Source organism: Microbacterium sp. W1-4-2, from assembly GCF_058349885.2.
On sequence record NZ_JBYRJC020000002.1, the window covers coordinates 583547 to 598908 of the forward strand.

General features: G+C 69.1%; 11 protein-coding genes and 2 tRNA genes. 8 read left to right on the forward strand and 5 right to left on the reverse strand.

Translation table 11 applies throughout. From position 1 onward, the window contains the following. Nucleotides 1-63 precede the first annotated feature (63 nt). The 3 genes from gyrB (at nt 64) to AC3RX0_RS10580 (ending at nt 5207) form a co-directional block, all read left to right on the forward strand. A complete protein-coding gene (gyrB, locus tag AC3RX0_RS10570; protein ID WP_491505940.1) occupies nt 64-2112 on the forward strand; it encodes a DNA topoisomerase (ATP-hydrolyzing) subunit B in 2049 nt (682 codons plus the stop codon). A gap of 114 nt (nt 2113-2226) precedes the next feature. After that, nucleotides 2227-4806 carry a DNA gyrase subunit A gene (gyrA, locus tag AC3RX0_RS10575; RefSeq protein ID WP_491505941.1) on the forward strand — a complete coding sequence of 860 codons (2580 nt, stop codon included), beginning with the start codon at nt 2227-2229 and terminating at the stop codon, nt 4804-4806. Further along, a complete protein-coding gene (locus AC3RX0_RS10580; RefSeq protein ID WP_491505942.1) occupies nt 4803-5207 on the forward strand; it encodes a DUF3566 domain-containing protein in 405 nt (134 codons plus the stop codon). The genes gyrA and AC3RX0_RS10580 overlap by 4 nt, the downstream gene beginning before the upstream one ends. Before the next feature lie 173 nt (nt 5208-5380). Here AC3RX0_RS10580 and AC3RX0_RS10585 read toward each other — a convergent pair whose 3' ends face one another. Continuing rightward, nucleotides 5381-6103, reverse strand: coding sequence for a VIT1/CCC1 transporter family protein (locus AC3RX0_RS10585; protein ID WP_491505943.1), 723 nt, complete (start codon nt 6101-6103; stop codon nt 5381-5383). Between the two features lie 113 nt (nt 6104-6216). Between AC3RX0_RS10585 and AC3RX0_RS10590 the strand changes: the two genes are divergently transcribed. Next, a tRNA-Ile gene (locus tag AC3RX0_RS10590) sits at nt 6217-6293 on the forward strand. Nucleotides 6294-6301: 8 nt separating this feature from the next. After that, nucleotides 6302-6377 (forward strand) — tRNA-Ala (locus AC3RX0_RS10595). A gap of 43 nt (nt 6378-6420) precedes the next feature. On the opposite strand, the gene AC3RX0_RS10600 is transcribed toward AC3RX0_RS10595, so the two are convergent. Continuing rightward, nucleotides 6421-6999, reverse strand: a complete 579-nt coding sequence (locus AC3RX0_RS10600) for an LOG family protein (RefSeq protein ID WP_491505944.1) — start codon at nt 6997-6999, stop codon at nt 6421-6423. A 23-nt stretch (nt 7000-7022) separates the two neighbouring features. Continuing rightward, nucleotides 7023-8156, reverse strand: coding sequence for a M24 family metallopeptidase (locus AC3RX0_RS10605; protein WP_491505945.1), 1134 nt, complete (start codon nt 8154-8156; stop codon nt 7023-7025). A 211-nt stretch (nt 8157-8367) separates the two neighbouring features. Between AC3RX0_RS10605 and AC3RX0_RS10610 the strand changes: the two genes are divergently transcribed. Beyond that, nucleotides 8368-10242, forward strand: coding sequence for an FAD-dependent oxidoreductase (locus AC3RX0_RS10610; protein WP_491505946.1), 1875 nt, complete (start codon nt 8368-8370; stop codon nt 10240-10242). A gap of 15 nt (nt 10243-10257) precedes the next feature. Here AC3RX0_RS10610 and AC3RX0_RS10615 read toward each other — a convergent pair whose 3' ends face one another. After that, the gene (locus AC3RX0_RS10615) at nt 10258-11895 is read right to left on the reverse strand and encodes an FAD-dependent oxidoreductase (protein ID WP_491505947.1); all 1638 of its coding nucleotides are present in this window, start codon (nt 11893-11895) and stop codon (nt 10258-10260) included. 142 nt (nt 11896-12037) lie between these two features. Between AC3RX0_RS10615 and AC3RX0_RS10620 the strand changes: the two genes are divergently transcribed. Next, nucleotides 12038-12952, forward strand: a complete 915-nt coding sequence (locus AC3RX0_RS10620; protein ID WP_491505948.1) for a LysR family transcriptional regulator — start codon at nt 12038-12040, stop codon at nt 12950-12952. A gap of 25 nt (nt 12953-12977) precedes the next feature. Here AC3RX0_RS10620 and AC3RX0_RS10625 read toward each other — a convergent pair whose 3' ends face one another. Next, nucleotides 12978-14156 carry a PucR family transcriptional regulator gene (locus tag AC3RX0_RS10625; RefSeq protein WP_491505949.1) on the reverse strand — a complete coding sequence of 393 codons (1179 nt, stop codon included), beginning with the start codon at nt 14154-14156 and terminating at the stop codon, nt 12978-12980. A 180-nt stretch (nt 14157-14336) separates the two neighbouring features. Between AC3RX0_RS10625 and AC3RX0_RS10630 the strand changes: the two genes are divergently transcribed. Continuing rightward, on the forward strand, nt 14337-15341 hold the full coding sequence (locus tag AC3RX0_RS10630) for an amidohydrolase family protein (protein WP_491505950.1): 1005 nt from the start codon (nt 14337-14339) through the stop codon (nt 15339-15341). Nucleotides 15342-15362 lie beyond the last annotated feature (21 nt).

A 15362-nucleotide genomic window follows, 5' to 3' on the forward strand; every position in this document is an offset into this window, starting at 1 on the left:
TGGCGGGGCCATTCTTGATAGGATGGATCGGTCACCCCTGGATGATCGGAGCGCGGGATCCCTATGACGTCAGATACACCGGAGAACGAGTCCGCGCAGGCGAACGAGAACATCCCGTCCACGCCCGCACCCGCACAGACCGACTACGGTGCCGACGCGATCCAGGTGCTCGAAGGGCTCGAGGCCGTGCGCAAGCGGCCCGGCATGTACATCGGCTCGACGGGCGAGCGCGGCCTGCACCACCTCGTGCAGGAGATCGTCGACAACTCGGTCGACGAGGCCCTCGCCGGCTACTGCGACACCATCGAGGTCACGATCCTGGCGGACGGCGGCATCCGGTGCGTCGACAACGGCCGCGGCATCCCGGTCGACCCGCACGCCTCCGACCCATCGAAGTCGACCGTCGAGGTCGTGCTCACCGTCCTGCACGCCGGCGGCAAGTTCGGCGGCGGCGGGTACGCGGTCTCGGGCGGTCTGCACGGCGTGGGCTCGTCGGTCGTGAACGCCCTGTCGACCCGGTTCGACGTCGAGGTCAAGCGCAAGGGGCACGTCTGGCGCCAGACGTTCACCGACGGCGGAGTGCCGCAGGGCCCGCTGTCGAAGGATGAGCCCAGCGGCGAGACCGGCACGACGATCACGTTCTGGCCCGACGGCTCGATCTTCGACACCACCGAGTTCGACTACGACACGCTGCGCGTCCGGTTCCAGCAGATGGCGTTCCTGAACAAGGGCCTGAGCATCTCGCTGCTCGACGAGCGCGAGAAGGCGATCGTCGTCGAGGACGTCGACGGGCAGGAGGTGCTCGAGCAGCGCCACGACACGTTCCTGTACGAGCGCGGCCTGGTCGACTACGTCGAATACCTCAACAAGGTGCGCAAGTCCGAGCGCGTGCACGAAGAGATCATCGACTTCGAGTCCGAGGACACCGAGCGAAAGATCTCGCTCGAGGTCGCCATGCAGTGGACCACGAGCTACACCGAGAACGTGTTCACGTTCGCGAACACGATCAACACCCACGAGGGCGGCACGCACGAAGAGGGCTTCCGTGCGGCGCTGACCACCCTGGTGAACCGGTACGCGCGGGCGAACAACCTGCTCAAGGACAAGGACGACAACCTCTCCGGCGACGACGTGCGCGAAGGTCTCACCGCGGTCATCTCGGTGAAGCTGTCGGAGCCGCAGTTCGAAGGGCAGACCAAGACCAAGCTCGGCAACACCGAGGCGAAGGCGTTCGTGCAGAAGGTCGTCGGCGACCGGCTCGGCGACTGGTTCGACCGCAACCCCTCGGCGGCCAAGTCGATCATCCGCAAGTCGATCGACGCGGCGACCGCGCGCCTCGCCGCGCGCAAGGCGCGTGAGACCGCGCGTCGCAAGAGCGTGTTCGAGTCGGCGTCGATGCCCGACAAGCTCAAGGACTGCACGAGCAAGGACCCGTCGATCAGCGAGATCTTCCTCGTCGAGGGCGACTCCGCCGGCGGTTCGGCCGTGCAGGGCCGTGACCCGCACACGCAGGCGATCCTGGCGCTGCGCGGCAAGATCCTGAACGTCGAGCGCGCCCGGCTCGACAAGGCGCTGTCGAACAACGAGATCCAGGCGATGATCCAGGCCTTCGGCACCGGCATCGGCGAGGACTTCGATCTCGGCAAGGCGCGCTATCACAAGATCGTGCTGATGGCCGATGCCGACGTCGACGGCCAGCACATCACGACCCTGCTGCTGACCCTGCTGTTCCGCTATATGCGCGGGCTCATCGAGGCGGGTTACGTCTACCTCGCGATGCCGCCCCTGTACCGGCTGAAATGGACGAATTCGGCGCACGAGTACGTGTACTCGGACGCCGAGCGCGACGCGCTGCTGACCGACGGCATCGCGCAGGGCAAGCGCATTCCGAAAGACAACGGCATCCAGCGCTACAAGGGTCTGGGCGAGATGAACCCGAAGGAGCTGTGGGAGACCACGATGAACCCCGAGACGCGGACCCTGCGTCAGGTGACGATCGACGACGCAGCCGCAGCCGACGAGATCTTCTCGGTGCTGATGGGCGAGGACGTCGAGTCGCGCCGCAGCTTCATCCAGCGCAACGCCAAGGACGTGCGCTTCCTGGACATCTAGATACCGCCTTTGCGTTTCGTCTCGTCGCTTCGCTCCTCGCTCAACGACCGAAACATCCCCGGCCGTTGAGCGAGCGAAGCGAGACGAAACGACAGCGAGAGAGAACGAAGACACATGGCTGACGACGAACGCCCCACCGAAGCGCCCGAGCACAATCACGGCAAGATCGACCAGGTCGACCTGCAGGTCGAGATGCAGCGCAGCTACCTCGACTATGCGATGAGCGTCATCGTCGGGCGCGCCCTTCCCGATGTGCGCGACGGCCTGAAGCCCGTGCACCGCCGTGTGATCTACGCGATGTACGACGGCGGGTACCGTCCCGACAAGTCGTTCTCGAAGTGCGCCCGCGTGGTCGGCGAGGTCATGGGTCAATACCACCCGCACGGCGACTCGGCGATCTACGACACCCTCGTGCGCCTCGTGCAGCCGTGGTCGCTGCGCTACCCGCTCGCGCTCGGGCAGGGCAACTTCGGCTCGCCCGGCAACCAGGGCGCCGCCGCCCCCCGGTACACCGAGACGAAGATGGCCCCGCTCGCGCTCGAGATGGTGCGCGACATCGAAGAAGAGACCGTCGACTTCCAGGACAACTACGACGGCCAGACGCAGGAGCCGGTCGTGCTGCCCGCGCGGTTCCCGAACCTGCTGGTCAACGGCTCGGTCGGCATCGCAGTCGGCATGGCCACGAACATCCCGCCGCACAACCTGCGCGAGGTCGCCGATGGCGCCCTGTGGGCGCTCGAGCACCCCGAGGCCACCCGCGAAGAGCTGCTCGAGGCGCTCATGCAGCGCATCCCCGGGCCCGACTTCCCCACGGCAGCGCAGATCCTCGGGGTCCGCGGCATCCATGATGCATACCGCACGGGCCGCGGCTCGATCACGATGCGCGCGGTGGTCAATGTCGAAGAGATCCAGGGCCGCACGTGTCTCGTGGTCACCGAGCTGCCGTACCAGGTGAACCCCGACAACGTCGCCGTCAAGATCCGCGACCTCGCCCGCGACGGCAAGATCTCGGGGATCGCCGACATCCGCGACGAGTCCAGCGACCGCACGGGTCAGCGTCTTGTGATCGTGCTGCGTCGGGATGCCGTGGCCAAGGTCGTGCTGAACAACCTGTACAAGCACACCCAGCTGCAGGAGAACTTCGGGGCGAACATGCTCGCCATCGTCGACGGCGTGCCGCGCACCCTGCCGCTGGACGGGTTCGTCTCGCACTGGCTCACCCACCAGGTCGACGTCATCGTGCGTCGCACGCGCTACCGGCTGCGCAAGGCCGAAGAGCGCATGCACATCCTGCGCGGCTACCTCAAGGCGCTCGACGCGCTCGACGAGGTCATCGCCCTGATCCGCCGGTCGCCCACCGTCGACGAGGCGCGCGAGGGCCTGAAGGGCCTGCTCGACATCGACAACGACCAGGCCGATGCGATCCTGGCGATGCAGCTGCGACGGCTGGCGGCGATGGAGCGGCAGAAGATCGTCGACGAGGCCGCCGAGCTCGAGCTGCAGATCGCCGACTACAACGACATCCTCGGCGACCCGGCCCGGCAGCGCGCCATCATCCGCGACGAGCTCACCGAGATCGTGGCGAAGTTCGGCGACGAGCGTCGCACGCACATCCTGCCCGGGTTCGACGGCGACATGTCGATGGAGGACCTCATCCCCGAAGAGGAGATGGTGGTCACCGTCACCCGCGAGGGGTACATCAAACGCACGCGCAGCGACAACTACCGGTCGCAGCACCGCGGCGGCAAGGGCGTGAAGGGCGCGCAGCTGCGCGCCGACGACGTCGTCGAGCACTTCTTCGTCACGACCACGCACCACTGGCTGCTGTTCTTCACCGACAAGGGTCGCGTGTACCGCGCCAAGGCGTACGAGGTGCCCGAGGCCGGCCGCGACGCGAAGGGCCAGCACGTCGCGAACCTGCTCGCGCTGCAGCCCGAAGAGGAGATCACGCAGATCCTCGACGTCCGCTCGTACGACGATGCGGCCTACCTCGTGCTGGCCACCCGCGGGGGGCTGGTCAAGAAGAGCCGGCTCACCGACTACGACACGAACCGCCAGGGCGGCATCATCGCGATCCGTCTGCGCGAGGACGACGAGTTGGTCAGCGCACTGCTCGTCGACGAGGACGACGAGATCCTGCTGATCAGCCACCACGGGATGTCGCTGCGGTTCGCCGCGACCGACGAGGCGCTGCGCCCGATGGGCCGGTCGACCGAGGGCGTGAAGGGCATGTCGTTCCGCGAGGGCGACAGCCTGCTGTCGGCGTCGGTGGTCAGCGACGAGGGATACGTGTTCGTCGTCACCGAGGGCGGGTACGCAAAGCGCACCGCGGTGAGCGAATACCGCGTGCAGGGCCGTGGCGGACTGGGCATCAAGGTCGCCAAGCTGAACGACGATCGGGGTGGTCTCGCGGGCGGTCTCATCGCCTCTGCGGACGACGAGATCTTGGTGGTTCTTGCCAGCGGCAAGGTGGTACGCTCTGCCGTGGCCGAGGTGCCCGCGAAGGGTCGAGACACCATGGGCGTCGTGTTCGCCCGTCCTGGAGACGACGATCGGATCATCGCCATCGCCCGGAATTCCGAGCGTGCAGTGGTTGTCGAAGACGAAGCGGATGCCTCCACCGGCGACACTGCTCAGGCAGCGGCCGCCGAACCCGAGACTTCCCCGAACCCCGAAGAGAGCACTGACGCATGAGCACGGTAGCCGACAAGCTCGCCAAGAAATCGACGCACGCGACCAGCGCGAAGCAGGTGCGCCTGCGCCTGGTCTACGTGGACTTCTGGTCCGCGGTCAAACTCGCGTTCCTGGCATCCATCGCCCTGGCGGTGGTGACGCTGGTGGCGTTCTTCCTCGTCTACATGGTGATCTCGGCGACCGGTCTGATCGGCAAGGCCGATGACCTGTTCAAGAGCATCTCGGGCGGCGGTCAGACGCTGTCGTCGATGATCGGGTTGCCGCAGGTGATGGCGGTCGCCTCGATCATCGCGATCCTCAACCTGGTGGTCGGCACCGTCCTCGGGGCCGTCGTCGCGGGCCTGTACAACCTGGCCGTGAAGGTCACCGGCGGCCTGCTGATCGGCTTCACCTCGAACTGACCGCGCCGCGCGGGCCGCGGCATCCCCTGCCCTCGCCCGCGCCTGTTCCCCGCCCCGATCACTGATCCGGCGAAGGTACAGCCGGTGGGCGAAGGTACGGCATCGGCCCATACCCTCGACCGGGAGCTGTACCCTCGCGGTTCTTGGGGGCCAAGGAGCGGTGGGATGCCGCGTCAGGCGATGCCCGAGGTGCCCAGCAGCATGCCGATGAGGAACGTGGCGATCAGAGCCAGTGCGCCGCCGATCACCAGCCGCGCCATCGCCCGCGCCTTCGGGGCGCCGCCGATCCGAGCCGAGATCGTCCCGGTGATGGCGAGGGCGACCAGCACCGCGATGAACGTGACGACGATCCGCGCCGGTGCCGGCACGAGCAGGATCGCCAGCATCGGCAGCAGGGCGCCGATCGTGAACGACACGGCCGACGACAGTGCCGCGTGCCAGGGGTTGACCAGGTCTTCTTGGTCGATATGCAACTCGACCTCGAGGTGCGCCCGTAGAGCGTCGTGGGCGGTCAGCTCCTTCGCGACCTGCAGCGCGGTGTCGCGCGTGAGCCCCCGCGCCTCGTACATCTGGGTGAGTTCTTCGAGCTCGGCCTCGGGCATCTCGGCCAGTTCGCGCCGCTCTTTCGCGATCAGCGCCCGCTCGGTGTCGCGCTGGCTGCTCACCGACACGTACTCGCCCAGCGCCATCGATACCGCACCACCGACTACGGCTGCGGCCCCCGCCGTGAAGATCGCGCCGAGGTCCGCCGTGGCGGCGGCAACACCGACCACGACGGCGGCCACCGACACGATGCCGTCGTTCGCGCCGAGGACGCCGGCGCGCAGCCAGTTCAGGCGCTGACCGATGCGGTCGGAATGCGACTCGCCAGGGTGTGCTGTGACATCGTCACTCATGATCTCAGTGAAGCAATGCAGCACCGTGGTGGCAAGCAAGCCGAGCCTCATCGATTCGGAAAATCGGCGCAAGTCGGGTAATCTCTTGGAGGTTGACAGTGCATGTCATCAGCGGGGGTATAGCTCAGGCGGTTAGAGCGCTTCACTGATAATGAAGAGGTCCCAGGTTCAAGTCCTGGTACCCCCACCACACATCTCGGGGTCTTAGCTCAGTTGGTAGAGCACCTGCTTTGCAAGCAGGGGGTCAGGGGTTCGAATCCCCTAGGCTCCACCATTTTCGCGAGTCGCGTCATAGGCCCCGCATGCCGCGGGTGGCCTCAGCCGTTGGCCGAGGACAGGCCGAGCGGTGAGGCGTCGAGTCGCCCCTCCTGCTCGATCGCGGTGAGCACCTGCGCCGGTTCGTCGACGAAGCGGCACAGCTGCGCGAGGGGAACCGGCAGGAACCCCTCGGCATCCATTCGCGTGAACTGCTGGCGCAGTCCGTCGTAGAAGCCGTCGGTGTTCAGCACCACCACCGGCCCCGCATACCGGGCGTGCTTGCGCAGTTCGAGGACCTCGGTCGCCTCATCGAGCGTGCCGGTGCCACCGACCATGATGACGATGGCTTCGCTGCGATCCAGCAGCGCGGCCTTCCGTTCGGCGAGGCTGGCGGTGATCTCCATCTCGTCGGGCGGCCGCACCGACCGTGCCCGGTCGGCCAGGAAGTCGACCGAGACGCCGATCAACCGGCCGCCCCCGGCCTCGACGGCGTCGGCCAGCACCTTCATGAGCCCGACGTCGCTTCCTCCCCAGACCAGCGTGTGCCCGCCTTCGGCGATCCGCCGGCCCAGATCTCGGGCCGCGTCGGTGTAGCGGGAGTCGAGATCGGCCGCCGAGAGAAACACGCAGATGTTCACCCATGCAGTCTACGAAGGGGGACTCAGGGGTGTGTGACACCCCTCCCCTCAGTCGGCGTCAGCGCGTGCGGTGTCACGTTCAGCCGCTCGCAGCCGTCGGCGGTGACCACGACGATGTCTTCGATCCGCGCGCCCCACTCGCCGGGGAAGTAGATGCCCGGCTCGATGCTGAACGCCATGCCCTCGCGCAGCACGAGCGCGTTGCCCGGGGCGATGAAGGGCTCCTCGTGCACCGACAGACCGATGCCGTGACCGGTGCGGTGGATGAACGCGTCGCCGAGGCCTTCGGCTGACAGCACCTGCCGGGCTGCGGCATCCACCTGCTCTGCCGTCGCCCCCGGACGCACGGCGTCGACGGCGGCCTGCTGCGCTCGCACGAGCGCGTCGATGCGGCGACCCGGCTCGGTACCGGGAGTGCCGACCACATAGGTGCGCGTGCTGTCGGAGTTGTATCCCGCGGGCACCGCACCCCCGATGTCGACCACGACGATGTCGCCGTCGCCGATCACACGGTCCGAGACCTCGTGGTGCGGGTCGGCGCCGTTCGGGCCGGATGCCACGATCACGAACTCCGCGGTCCGGTGGCCCTCTTCGACGATGGCGGCGGCGATGTCGGCAGCGACCTCGCGCTCGGTGCGCCCCGCGCGCAGCCATCCGGGCACGCGGCGATGCACCGCGTCGATCGCGGCGCCCGCGCGACGCAGTTCGGCGATCTCGGCGGCATCCTTGATCATCCGCCCTTCGCGCAGGACGTCCGTCGCGAGCTCGAGGCGCACCCCGAGCCGCGCCTGGATCGGGATGACATGCAACGCGGGCAGCGCGTCCGACACGGCCACGCGCGACGTGGCGTCGGGCATGGCGCGCGTGACGAGCGCGTAGGGGTCGTCGCCGTCGACCCAGTCGGCGGTCTGGATCCCGAGCGCCCCCACGGCAGTGTCGCGCACCTTCGCCAGCTCCATCCGGGGCACGATGACCGTCGGCGACGCGTCGCCGCGGACGACGAGCGCGGTCAGCCGTTCGATCGTGTCGCCCTCGACGCCGGTGAGATAGGCGAGGTCGGGGCCTGGACCGACGATCAGCGCATCGATCCCGGCCTCGGCAGTGAGCCGGCGCGCCCGCTCGAGGCGCGCCGCATAGACGTCCGCAGTGAAGGTCACGCTCTCACGCTATTGCGGGGTGCACGTATGCGCCAGGGTCGGTGGCGGCGGGCGTGCACGAGGTGTCTCGCCCGGCCCCGATTCCGACACCGCGTCGAATCAGCCCGCCGAAACCTCGTACCTGAGACCGTGAAGTCGCACCACGTCGCCGGTCTAACGTGAACGGCGTCGCGGCGACGCAGACGTCGTCGCAGATGAGGAGTACCCGCAGATGTCCATCCCGACCGTGAGTCGTCCCGCGTTGTTGCCGTCGATCGACGAGGCCACGTGGCCCGACGAAGCCGAGGTCGTGATCGTCGGAGGCGGGCCGGTCGGACTGTCGGCCGCGATCCTGCTCGCTCAGCGGGGGATCGACGTGCTGCTGCTGGAGCGTCGCGGATTCGACGCGCGCTTTCCCCGTGCGCACCTGCTCAACGTGCGCACGATGGAGATCTTCCACACGATGGGCGTCGCCGATGACATCTACGCGGCGGGACCGAAGGACGACCGCTGGCACAAGGTCGTCTGGTACACGAGCGTGGGCGGCGCGGACGACGTCGACGGCGTCAAGATCGGCGAAGTGCCGGCCTGGGGCGGTGGCCCGGACGCGATCAGATACGCCGAGGCGAGCCCGCGCCACTTCGCGAACCTGCCACAGCTGCGCATCGACCCGCTCCTCTACGCCCACGCGGCCGCGGCGTGCCCGGGACGCATCCGCGGCCACCAGGAGGTCATCGGGATCGCGCAGGACGATGATGCCGCCACCGTGACGTTCGTCGAGCGGCCCGGGGCGGTGACGCGTTCCATCCGGGCGAAGTACGTCGTGTTCGCCGACGGCGGGCGGGCCAGCGGCGAGCTCCTGGACGTCGAGATGGAGGGGCCGCAGGCGATCCGCGAGGTGGTGAACTACCACGTCAGCACCGACCTGTCGATGTGGTCCGAACCGGATGCGCTGCTGGCGTTCTTCTTCCACCCGAAGCAGTCGGGGCGCCGCGGAGGCACGCTCCAGGCGCTCGGCCCGAACTCGTACGACCGCGACTCCGAGGAATGGCTGATCGCGGTCAACGGCGGTACCGGCAAGGACGGCACGCCCCGCTCGGCGGTCGCGTCGATGCGCGATGTGCTCGGCCTGCCGGTCGACCATCCGATCCAGGTGCACACCGAGAGCCACTGGCTCTACAACGGCATCGTCGCGCGCCGGTGGCGCCACGGCCGCGTGTTCATCGCGGGGGATGCCGCGCACAAGCATCCGCCCACAGGGGGGCTGGGACTCAACAGCGGCGTGCAGGACTCGGACAACCTCGCCTGGAAGCTGGCGGCGGTGCTCAAAGGCCAGGCGCCCGAGACCCTGCTGAACAGCTATGAGTGGGAACGGCGTCCCACCACGGCGTACTACACGGCCCATTCGATGGAGAACGCCACCCGGCACGCCCCGATCGGCGAGGCGCTCGGCCTGAACACCGACCCCGAGACGGCGCGTCGCAACGTCGAGGCTTTTCTGGCCGACACGCCCGAGGGCGCGGCGCGCCGGGCCCGGGTGGCCGAAGCCGTGCAGGAGAACGCGCTGGACTACAGCCAGCTCAACGTCGAGGCGGGCTACCACTACTGGGCCGGCGCGTTCGTGCCCGACGGTTCTCCGCTGCCAGAGCACTACGCATCGCCGATCGACTTCACGCCCACCGCGCGCCCGGGTCACCACATCCCCCACGTCTGGCTCGCGCACCGCGACGAGACGGGCGCATCGGTCTCGACCCGCGATCTCGTGCAGTCCGAGGGGTTGACGCTGTTCGTCTGCGAGCAGGCCGCCGACGCATGGCGGAACGCGGTCGCGGCGCTGCGCGCATCGCTGCCGGTCGCGGTGGTGGTGGTGCCCGAAGGGGACGCGCCGGCCTGGACCCGGGTCAGCGCCGTTTCGCGCGACGGGGCGCTGCTGGTCCGGCCGGACGCGAAGAACGCGTGGCGGGTCGTCGCGATGCCGGCCGACCCTTCGGCCGCCCTGGAAGCCGCGGTCCTCACGATCGCCGCCGGCGGGGCCGCCCCGGAATCCGACCCGGCCGAGCCCTACTTCGAGCGCATCCGCGCCGCCGCCAGCGTCCTCGTGGGTTGACGGCGGCGCGAGCGGTCAGGCTCCGCGCAGCTGATCGACCAGCGCCCGCGGCTCTGCCGGGACGGCGTCGCCGCGCCATGCCACGTGCTGGTCCTCGCGGACGATGACGTAGCCGTGCTCGTACAGGTCGCGACCTTCGGCCTTGCGCGCGTCGACGACTGCGAGCGGCATGCGTGCGGCGCGGGCCGCGTCGACCAGGTCGGATGCTCCGGCCGGGTCCGCGAAGCACAGCAGCGAGTAGCCGTCGCCGAGCAGGTCGTAGACGCTGCGGCCGTCGGGCATCCAGAAGTGCGGGGCGCGGCATCCCGGCACGGTCGACGGGGTGAAGTCGTCCATCGTGTACTCGGGGGGCGTGACCCCGTCGTAGCTGATGATGGGCGAGGCGTCGTAGCTGTAGCCGAAGTTCAGTCCGGCGGCCGCGAACTGCTGCGTGTTCAGCTCGCGGGCGTACGCGCCGAGAATCCGGCGGGCGTCGGCGCCGGCGGCCGTCTGGTGCTCGATGTCCGCCGGGATCCGGTCGCTGCTCACCTTCCGCTGGTGGCTCATCGCGAACTTCGACACCTGTTCGGTGATCGGCAGGCGCTCGGCCTCGTACGCGTCGAGGATGCCGGCATCTGCCCAGCCGCCGAGATGGGCGCCGAGCAGCCACGTGAGATTCAGGGCGTCGGCGATGCCGGCGTTCATGCCGAACCCGGCATACGGCACCCAGAGATGGGCGGCGTCGCCCGCGATGAACACGCGTCCCGCGCGCATCCGATCGACGACGAGACGCCGGGCGGTCCAGTCCTCTTCGGACAGGATCTCGTATTCGAACCCGTCGTCGACGCCGAGGATGTCGCGGATCGACGAATCGCGGTCGACGGCGTCGGCGTCGTACTCGTCGGGACTGAGGTGGTTGTGGATGAGGAACGTGCCGGTGCCGTCGATCGTGAAGACGTGGCCGTTGCGGCGGGTGTTGTAGGTGTAATAGCACCACGCCCGCTCGCCCTGCATGAGGTCGTACAGGCGCGGCGCCCGGATGCAGGTGGACTGCACCTGCTGCAGCACGGCGTCACCCTGCAAGGCGGCGCCGATGATCTTGCGCACCGCCGACCGACTGCCGTCGGCGCCCAGCAGGAATGCCCCGCGCAGCGTCCGGCTGCGACCCGCGCTGTCGGATACCGTGATCGTGACGCCGGTGTCGTCCTGCTCGAGACCCTCGAACCGGGTGCCGTTCATCAGGGTGACCTGCGGCAGCGCGTTCGCGTGGCGCGCGAGGAGCGGTTCGAGGAAGGTCTGGTTGATGCGGTGCGGCGGCTCGGGGGTCGGCCACCACGTGTCGGCGCCGATCGGATGCGGCGCCCGACGTCCGTCGCGGGACGGGAGGACGACGCGGGACAGCTCGGCGCCTGTCACTGTCGTGCGGAAGGCGATGTCGTGGGGATGGTCGTGCGGCAGGCCGGCGTCGCGCACCTGCTCCGCGATGCCCAGCCGCCGGAAGCGCTCCATCGTCCGGGCGGCGACGTGGTTCGACTTCACCTCCGGCGGCTGCAGATACGAGCGCGCTTCGACGACGACCGTCGTGACGCCCTTCTCGGCCAGATCGATCGCCGCGACCAGTCCCACGGGACCGGCGCCGATGATGAGGACGTCGGCGTCGAATTCCTGTGCCATGTCGTTTCCGCCTTCCTTCGTGCGTCTTGTTGAACGCGCGCTCGTGCCGCCCGCCCCCGTGCGCGGGAGTCATGCCATCGTCCGCTCCGACTCGATGGCAATCAAGGTCAAAATCTTCCGGTGATTGTTTAGGATCTCTGAAATGGGCACCTTCACGCTGCGCCAGCTCGAGGCATTCGTCGCGGTCATGGAACTGCATTCGGTGAGCCTGGCCGCGCGGCGCCTTCGCCTGACGCCGGGCGCCGTGTCGCTTGCGGTCAACGAGCTCGAGAGGGCGATGGGCCTGCAATTGATCGTGCGCCGTCGCGGCAAGGGCGCCGAGCCGACCCCCGCGGGCATCGCGGCCCTCGCCCGTGCGCGGGCCACGCTCGCCGCGGCGCAGGGGCTTGCGGACCTGGGGCGAGAGCTCGCCGGCGAGCTGGCCGGTCCGCTGCGGATCGGATGCCTCGCCACGCTGTCGCCGTGGCTGATGCCGCCGGTCGCGGCGCACTTCGCGGCGCATCACCCGGCGGTGGACGTGCAGTTCGTCGAAGCGGCGACGGACGTTCTGACCGAGCGGCTGCGCGGCGGTGAGATCGACGCCGCGCTGATGTACGCGAACCACGTCTCCAGCGGCATCGTCGGTCGCGAGATCTCGGCGGCCCGGCTGCACGTCGTGTTGCCTGCGGGGCACCGGCTCGCCGCTCTCGATGCGGTTCCGCTCTCGGAGCTCGACGGCGAGCCGGCGATCTTGCTCGGCATCGAGCCGACCCTGAGCCATGTCGAAGACCTCGTCCGCCAAGCGGGGCACGTCCCCGACGTGCGCTGGCGGTCCACGAACCCCGAGACCATCCGCGCGATGGTCGCCCGCGGCCTCGGCTACACGATCATCATGGGTCGGCCCTACGGCGATCGCAGCATCGCGGGTCTGCCCCTCGTGTACCGGCGGATCGACGACCCGATACCGCGCAACGCCGTCGTCATCGCGACGCCGACAGGGACTCGGCCGCACGCGCGCCTCGCCGCACTCGTCGAGTTCTGCGAACGGCACTTCGCCGGCGACGATGTGCTCGGATGAGCCTGCGCGCGCCGCGCGCGTGCGATCAGCGCAGGCCCGCGAGCGTCGCGATGCGCAGGCCCGTATGCAGCTCGCGGCGGACCTGCCCGTCGCCGAGGTCGGCGCCGATGAGCAGCCGGATCCGATCGAGCCGGTAGTACAGGGTGCTGCGGTGGATGTGCAGGTCCTGCGCGGTGCGCTGCGCATCGGCGCCGCTGTCGAGGTACGCCTCCAGCGTCAGGGCGAGATCGGGCCCGCTCGACTCGTCGACCAGCAGCGCGATCGCCGGCGGCAGGTCGGCGAGGGTCAGGCGCTCCAACGGCAGCTGCAGCAGGACGCGGTCCAGCCCCAGATCCTTCCACGCCGCGGCCGAACCATAGCGGGACGCGTCGCGGGTGGTCGCCCGCACCGCGATGCGCGCCTCATGGCGCGAATCGCGGACCTCGGCCAGTCGCGCACGCGGGCCGCCGCCGCCCGCGTGCACATCGGCGTACGCCGGATCGTCCAGCAGGCGCCGCAGGCGCTCCAGATCGACGTCGCCGGGAAGGATGAGCAGGCCCTCGTCGTCCAGCACCGCGCCGACCATCTTCAGCGGGCTCGTCATCGCCACTTCGCGCAGCGCGCGCTCGACCAGAAGCCGCGCCACCGTCATCGAGGGCTCGGCCTGTGCGACAGGGCGGAACAGCACGACGGAGTATCGCGGCGCCGACGAGACGAGCCCCTCGTGGACGAGATCGGCGGCGGCCGCCTCGCGCTGGTCCTGCTGGCCGTCCATCAGCCGCGAGATCAGCTGCAGCACGCGGTCGGAGCCCTCTTTGCGGCCGGCTTCCATCGCGGCCAGGATCGCGCCGAGCTCGTCGCGTGCGGTGACGATGTCGGGCGCGTCCCGCGCATCCGGATCCTCGTCGTCGCCGGGGATGTACGACACATAGCCGGTGAGCCGGCCCTCATAGCGCAGCGGCGCGACGATCCGCGAGGGGAAGCCCGCCGCCACCGGCAGCAGCACGGCGCCGGCGGCCCGATGCACGTGATGCGCGGTGATCATCGCGGTCGCCCGCTCGCTCGCGTGATGCGTGAGGATCATGTTCAGGCGCGGACGATCGATGGGCCCTTCGTGCACGCTGAAGCCGGCCACGGCGAACTCGGCGTCGAACACGATGATGGGCCGGCCTACACGGTGCGCGAGCGTCTGCACGGCACGGTCGAGGTCGAATGTCGGCATCATGGGGTCCCCCTCGGCGGGCGACGGTCGGGTTCCCGTCCCTCACCAGCATTCTCCGACACCGTGTCGGATCCGGCGAAACCAGGTTCGCGCAGGCAAAGGAAGAGCCGCCGGGCGGGCTCTCACTAGCGTGGGACTGCCCGGACGGCGTCCGGCAGTGCCATGCAAAGGAGCGGATAGCGCATGATCGTCGATGTACACGGGCACGTCTCGGCCCCCGAGTCGCTGTACGCATGGAAGGCGAACCTGCTGTCCCATCGCGGAGCCCACGGACTGAGGGCCCCGAGCATCTCGGACGAGGCGATCCGGAACGCCTACTCCGCCCCGAACCCGAGCTTCGGCGACGTCTCGCACCTCGACCACCTCGATGAGGCCGGGGTCGACATCCAGCTCATCTCGCCGCGCCCGTACCAGATGATGCACTCCGAGCAGCCGGCCAAGATCGTCGAGGCGTACACCGCCGAGGTGAACAACGTCATCGCGAGGTCCGCCGAGCTGTTCCCCGGTCGCTTCCGCGGTGTGGCGGGCCTGCCGCAGAGTCCCGATCTGCCGGTCGAGGCCTGGACGAAGGAGCTTCGCCGCTGCGTGAGCGAGCTGGGCTTCGTCGGGTTCACGCTGAACCCCGACCCGCACGAGGGCCTCACGGTCCCGCCGGCCTTGGGCGAGCGGTACTGGTATCCGCTGTACGAGGCGGCGGTCGAGTTGGGTGTGCCGGCGATCCTGCACGCCGCAGGATGCCGCCCCCCGGCGCGCGAGCCATACTCGCTGCACTTCATCCAAGAGGAGACCGTGGCCGTCTGGAGCCTGCTGAACTCCGACGTGTTCACCGACTTCCCCGACCTGAAGATCGTGATCACCCACGGCGGCGGCGCGATTCCCTACCAGGTCGGGCGATTCCTGCCGGCGGATGCGCGGGGCAACGGCCGCCCGTACATGCAGAAGCTGCGCCAGCTGTACTTCGACACGTGCCTGTACACGAGGGACGCCGTCGACCTCCTGCTGCGCACGGTGGGCACCGATCGCGCGCTGTTCGGTACCGAGAAGCCCGGCACCGGGTCGCAGCGCAACGCCGCGACGGGCCGCTGGTACGACGACATCCATCTGCTCGTCGACGAGATCGACTGGCTCAGCGACGCGGACCGCGCCGCCGTCATGCACGGGAACGCCGAGCGGCTGTTCCACCTCTGACCGAGACGAAAGGAGACGACG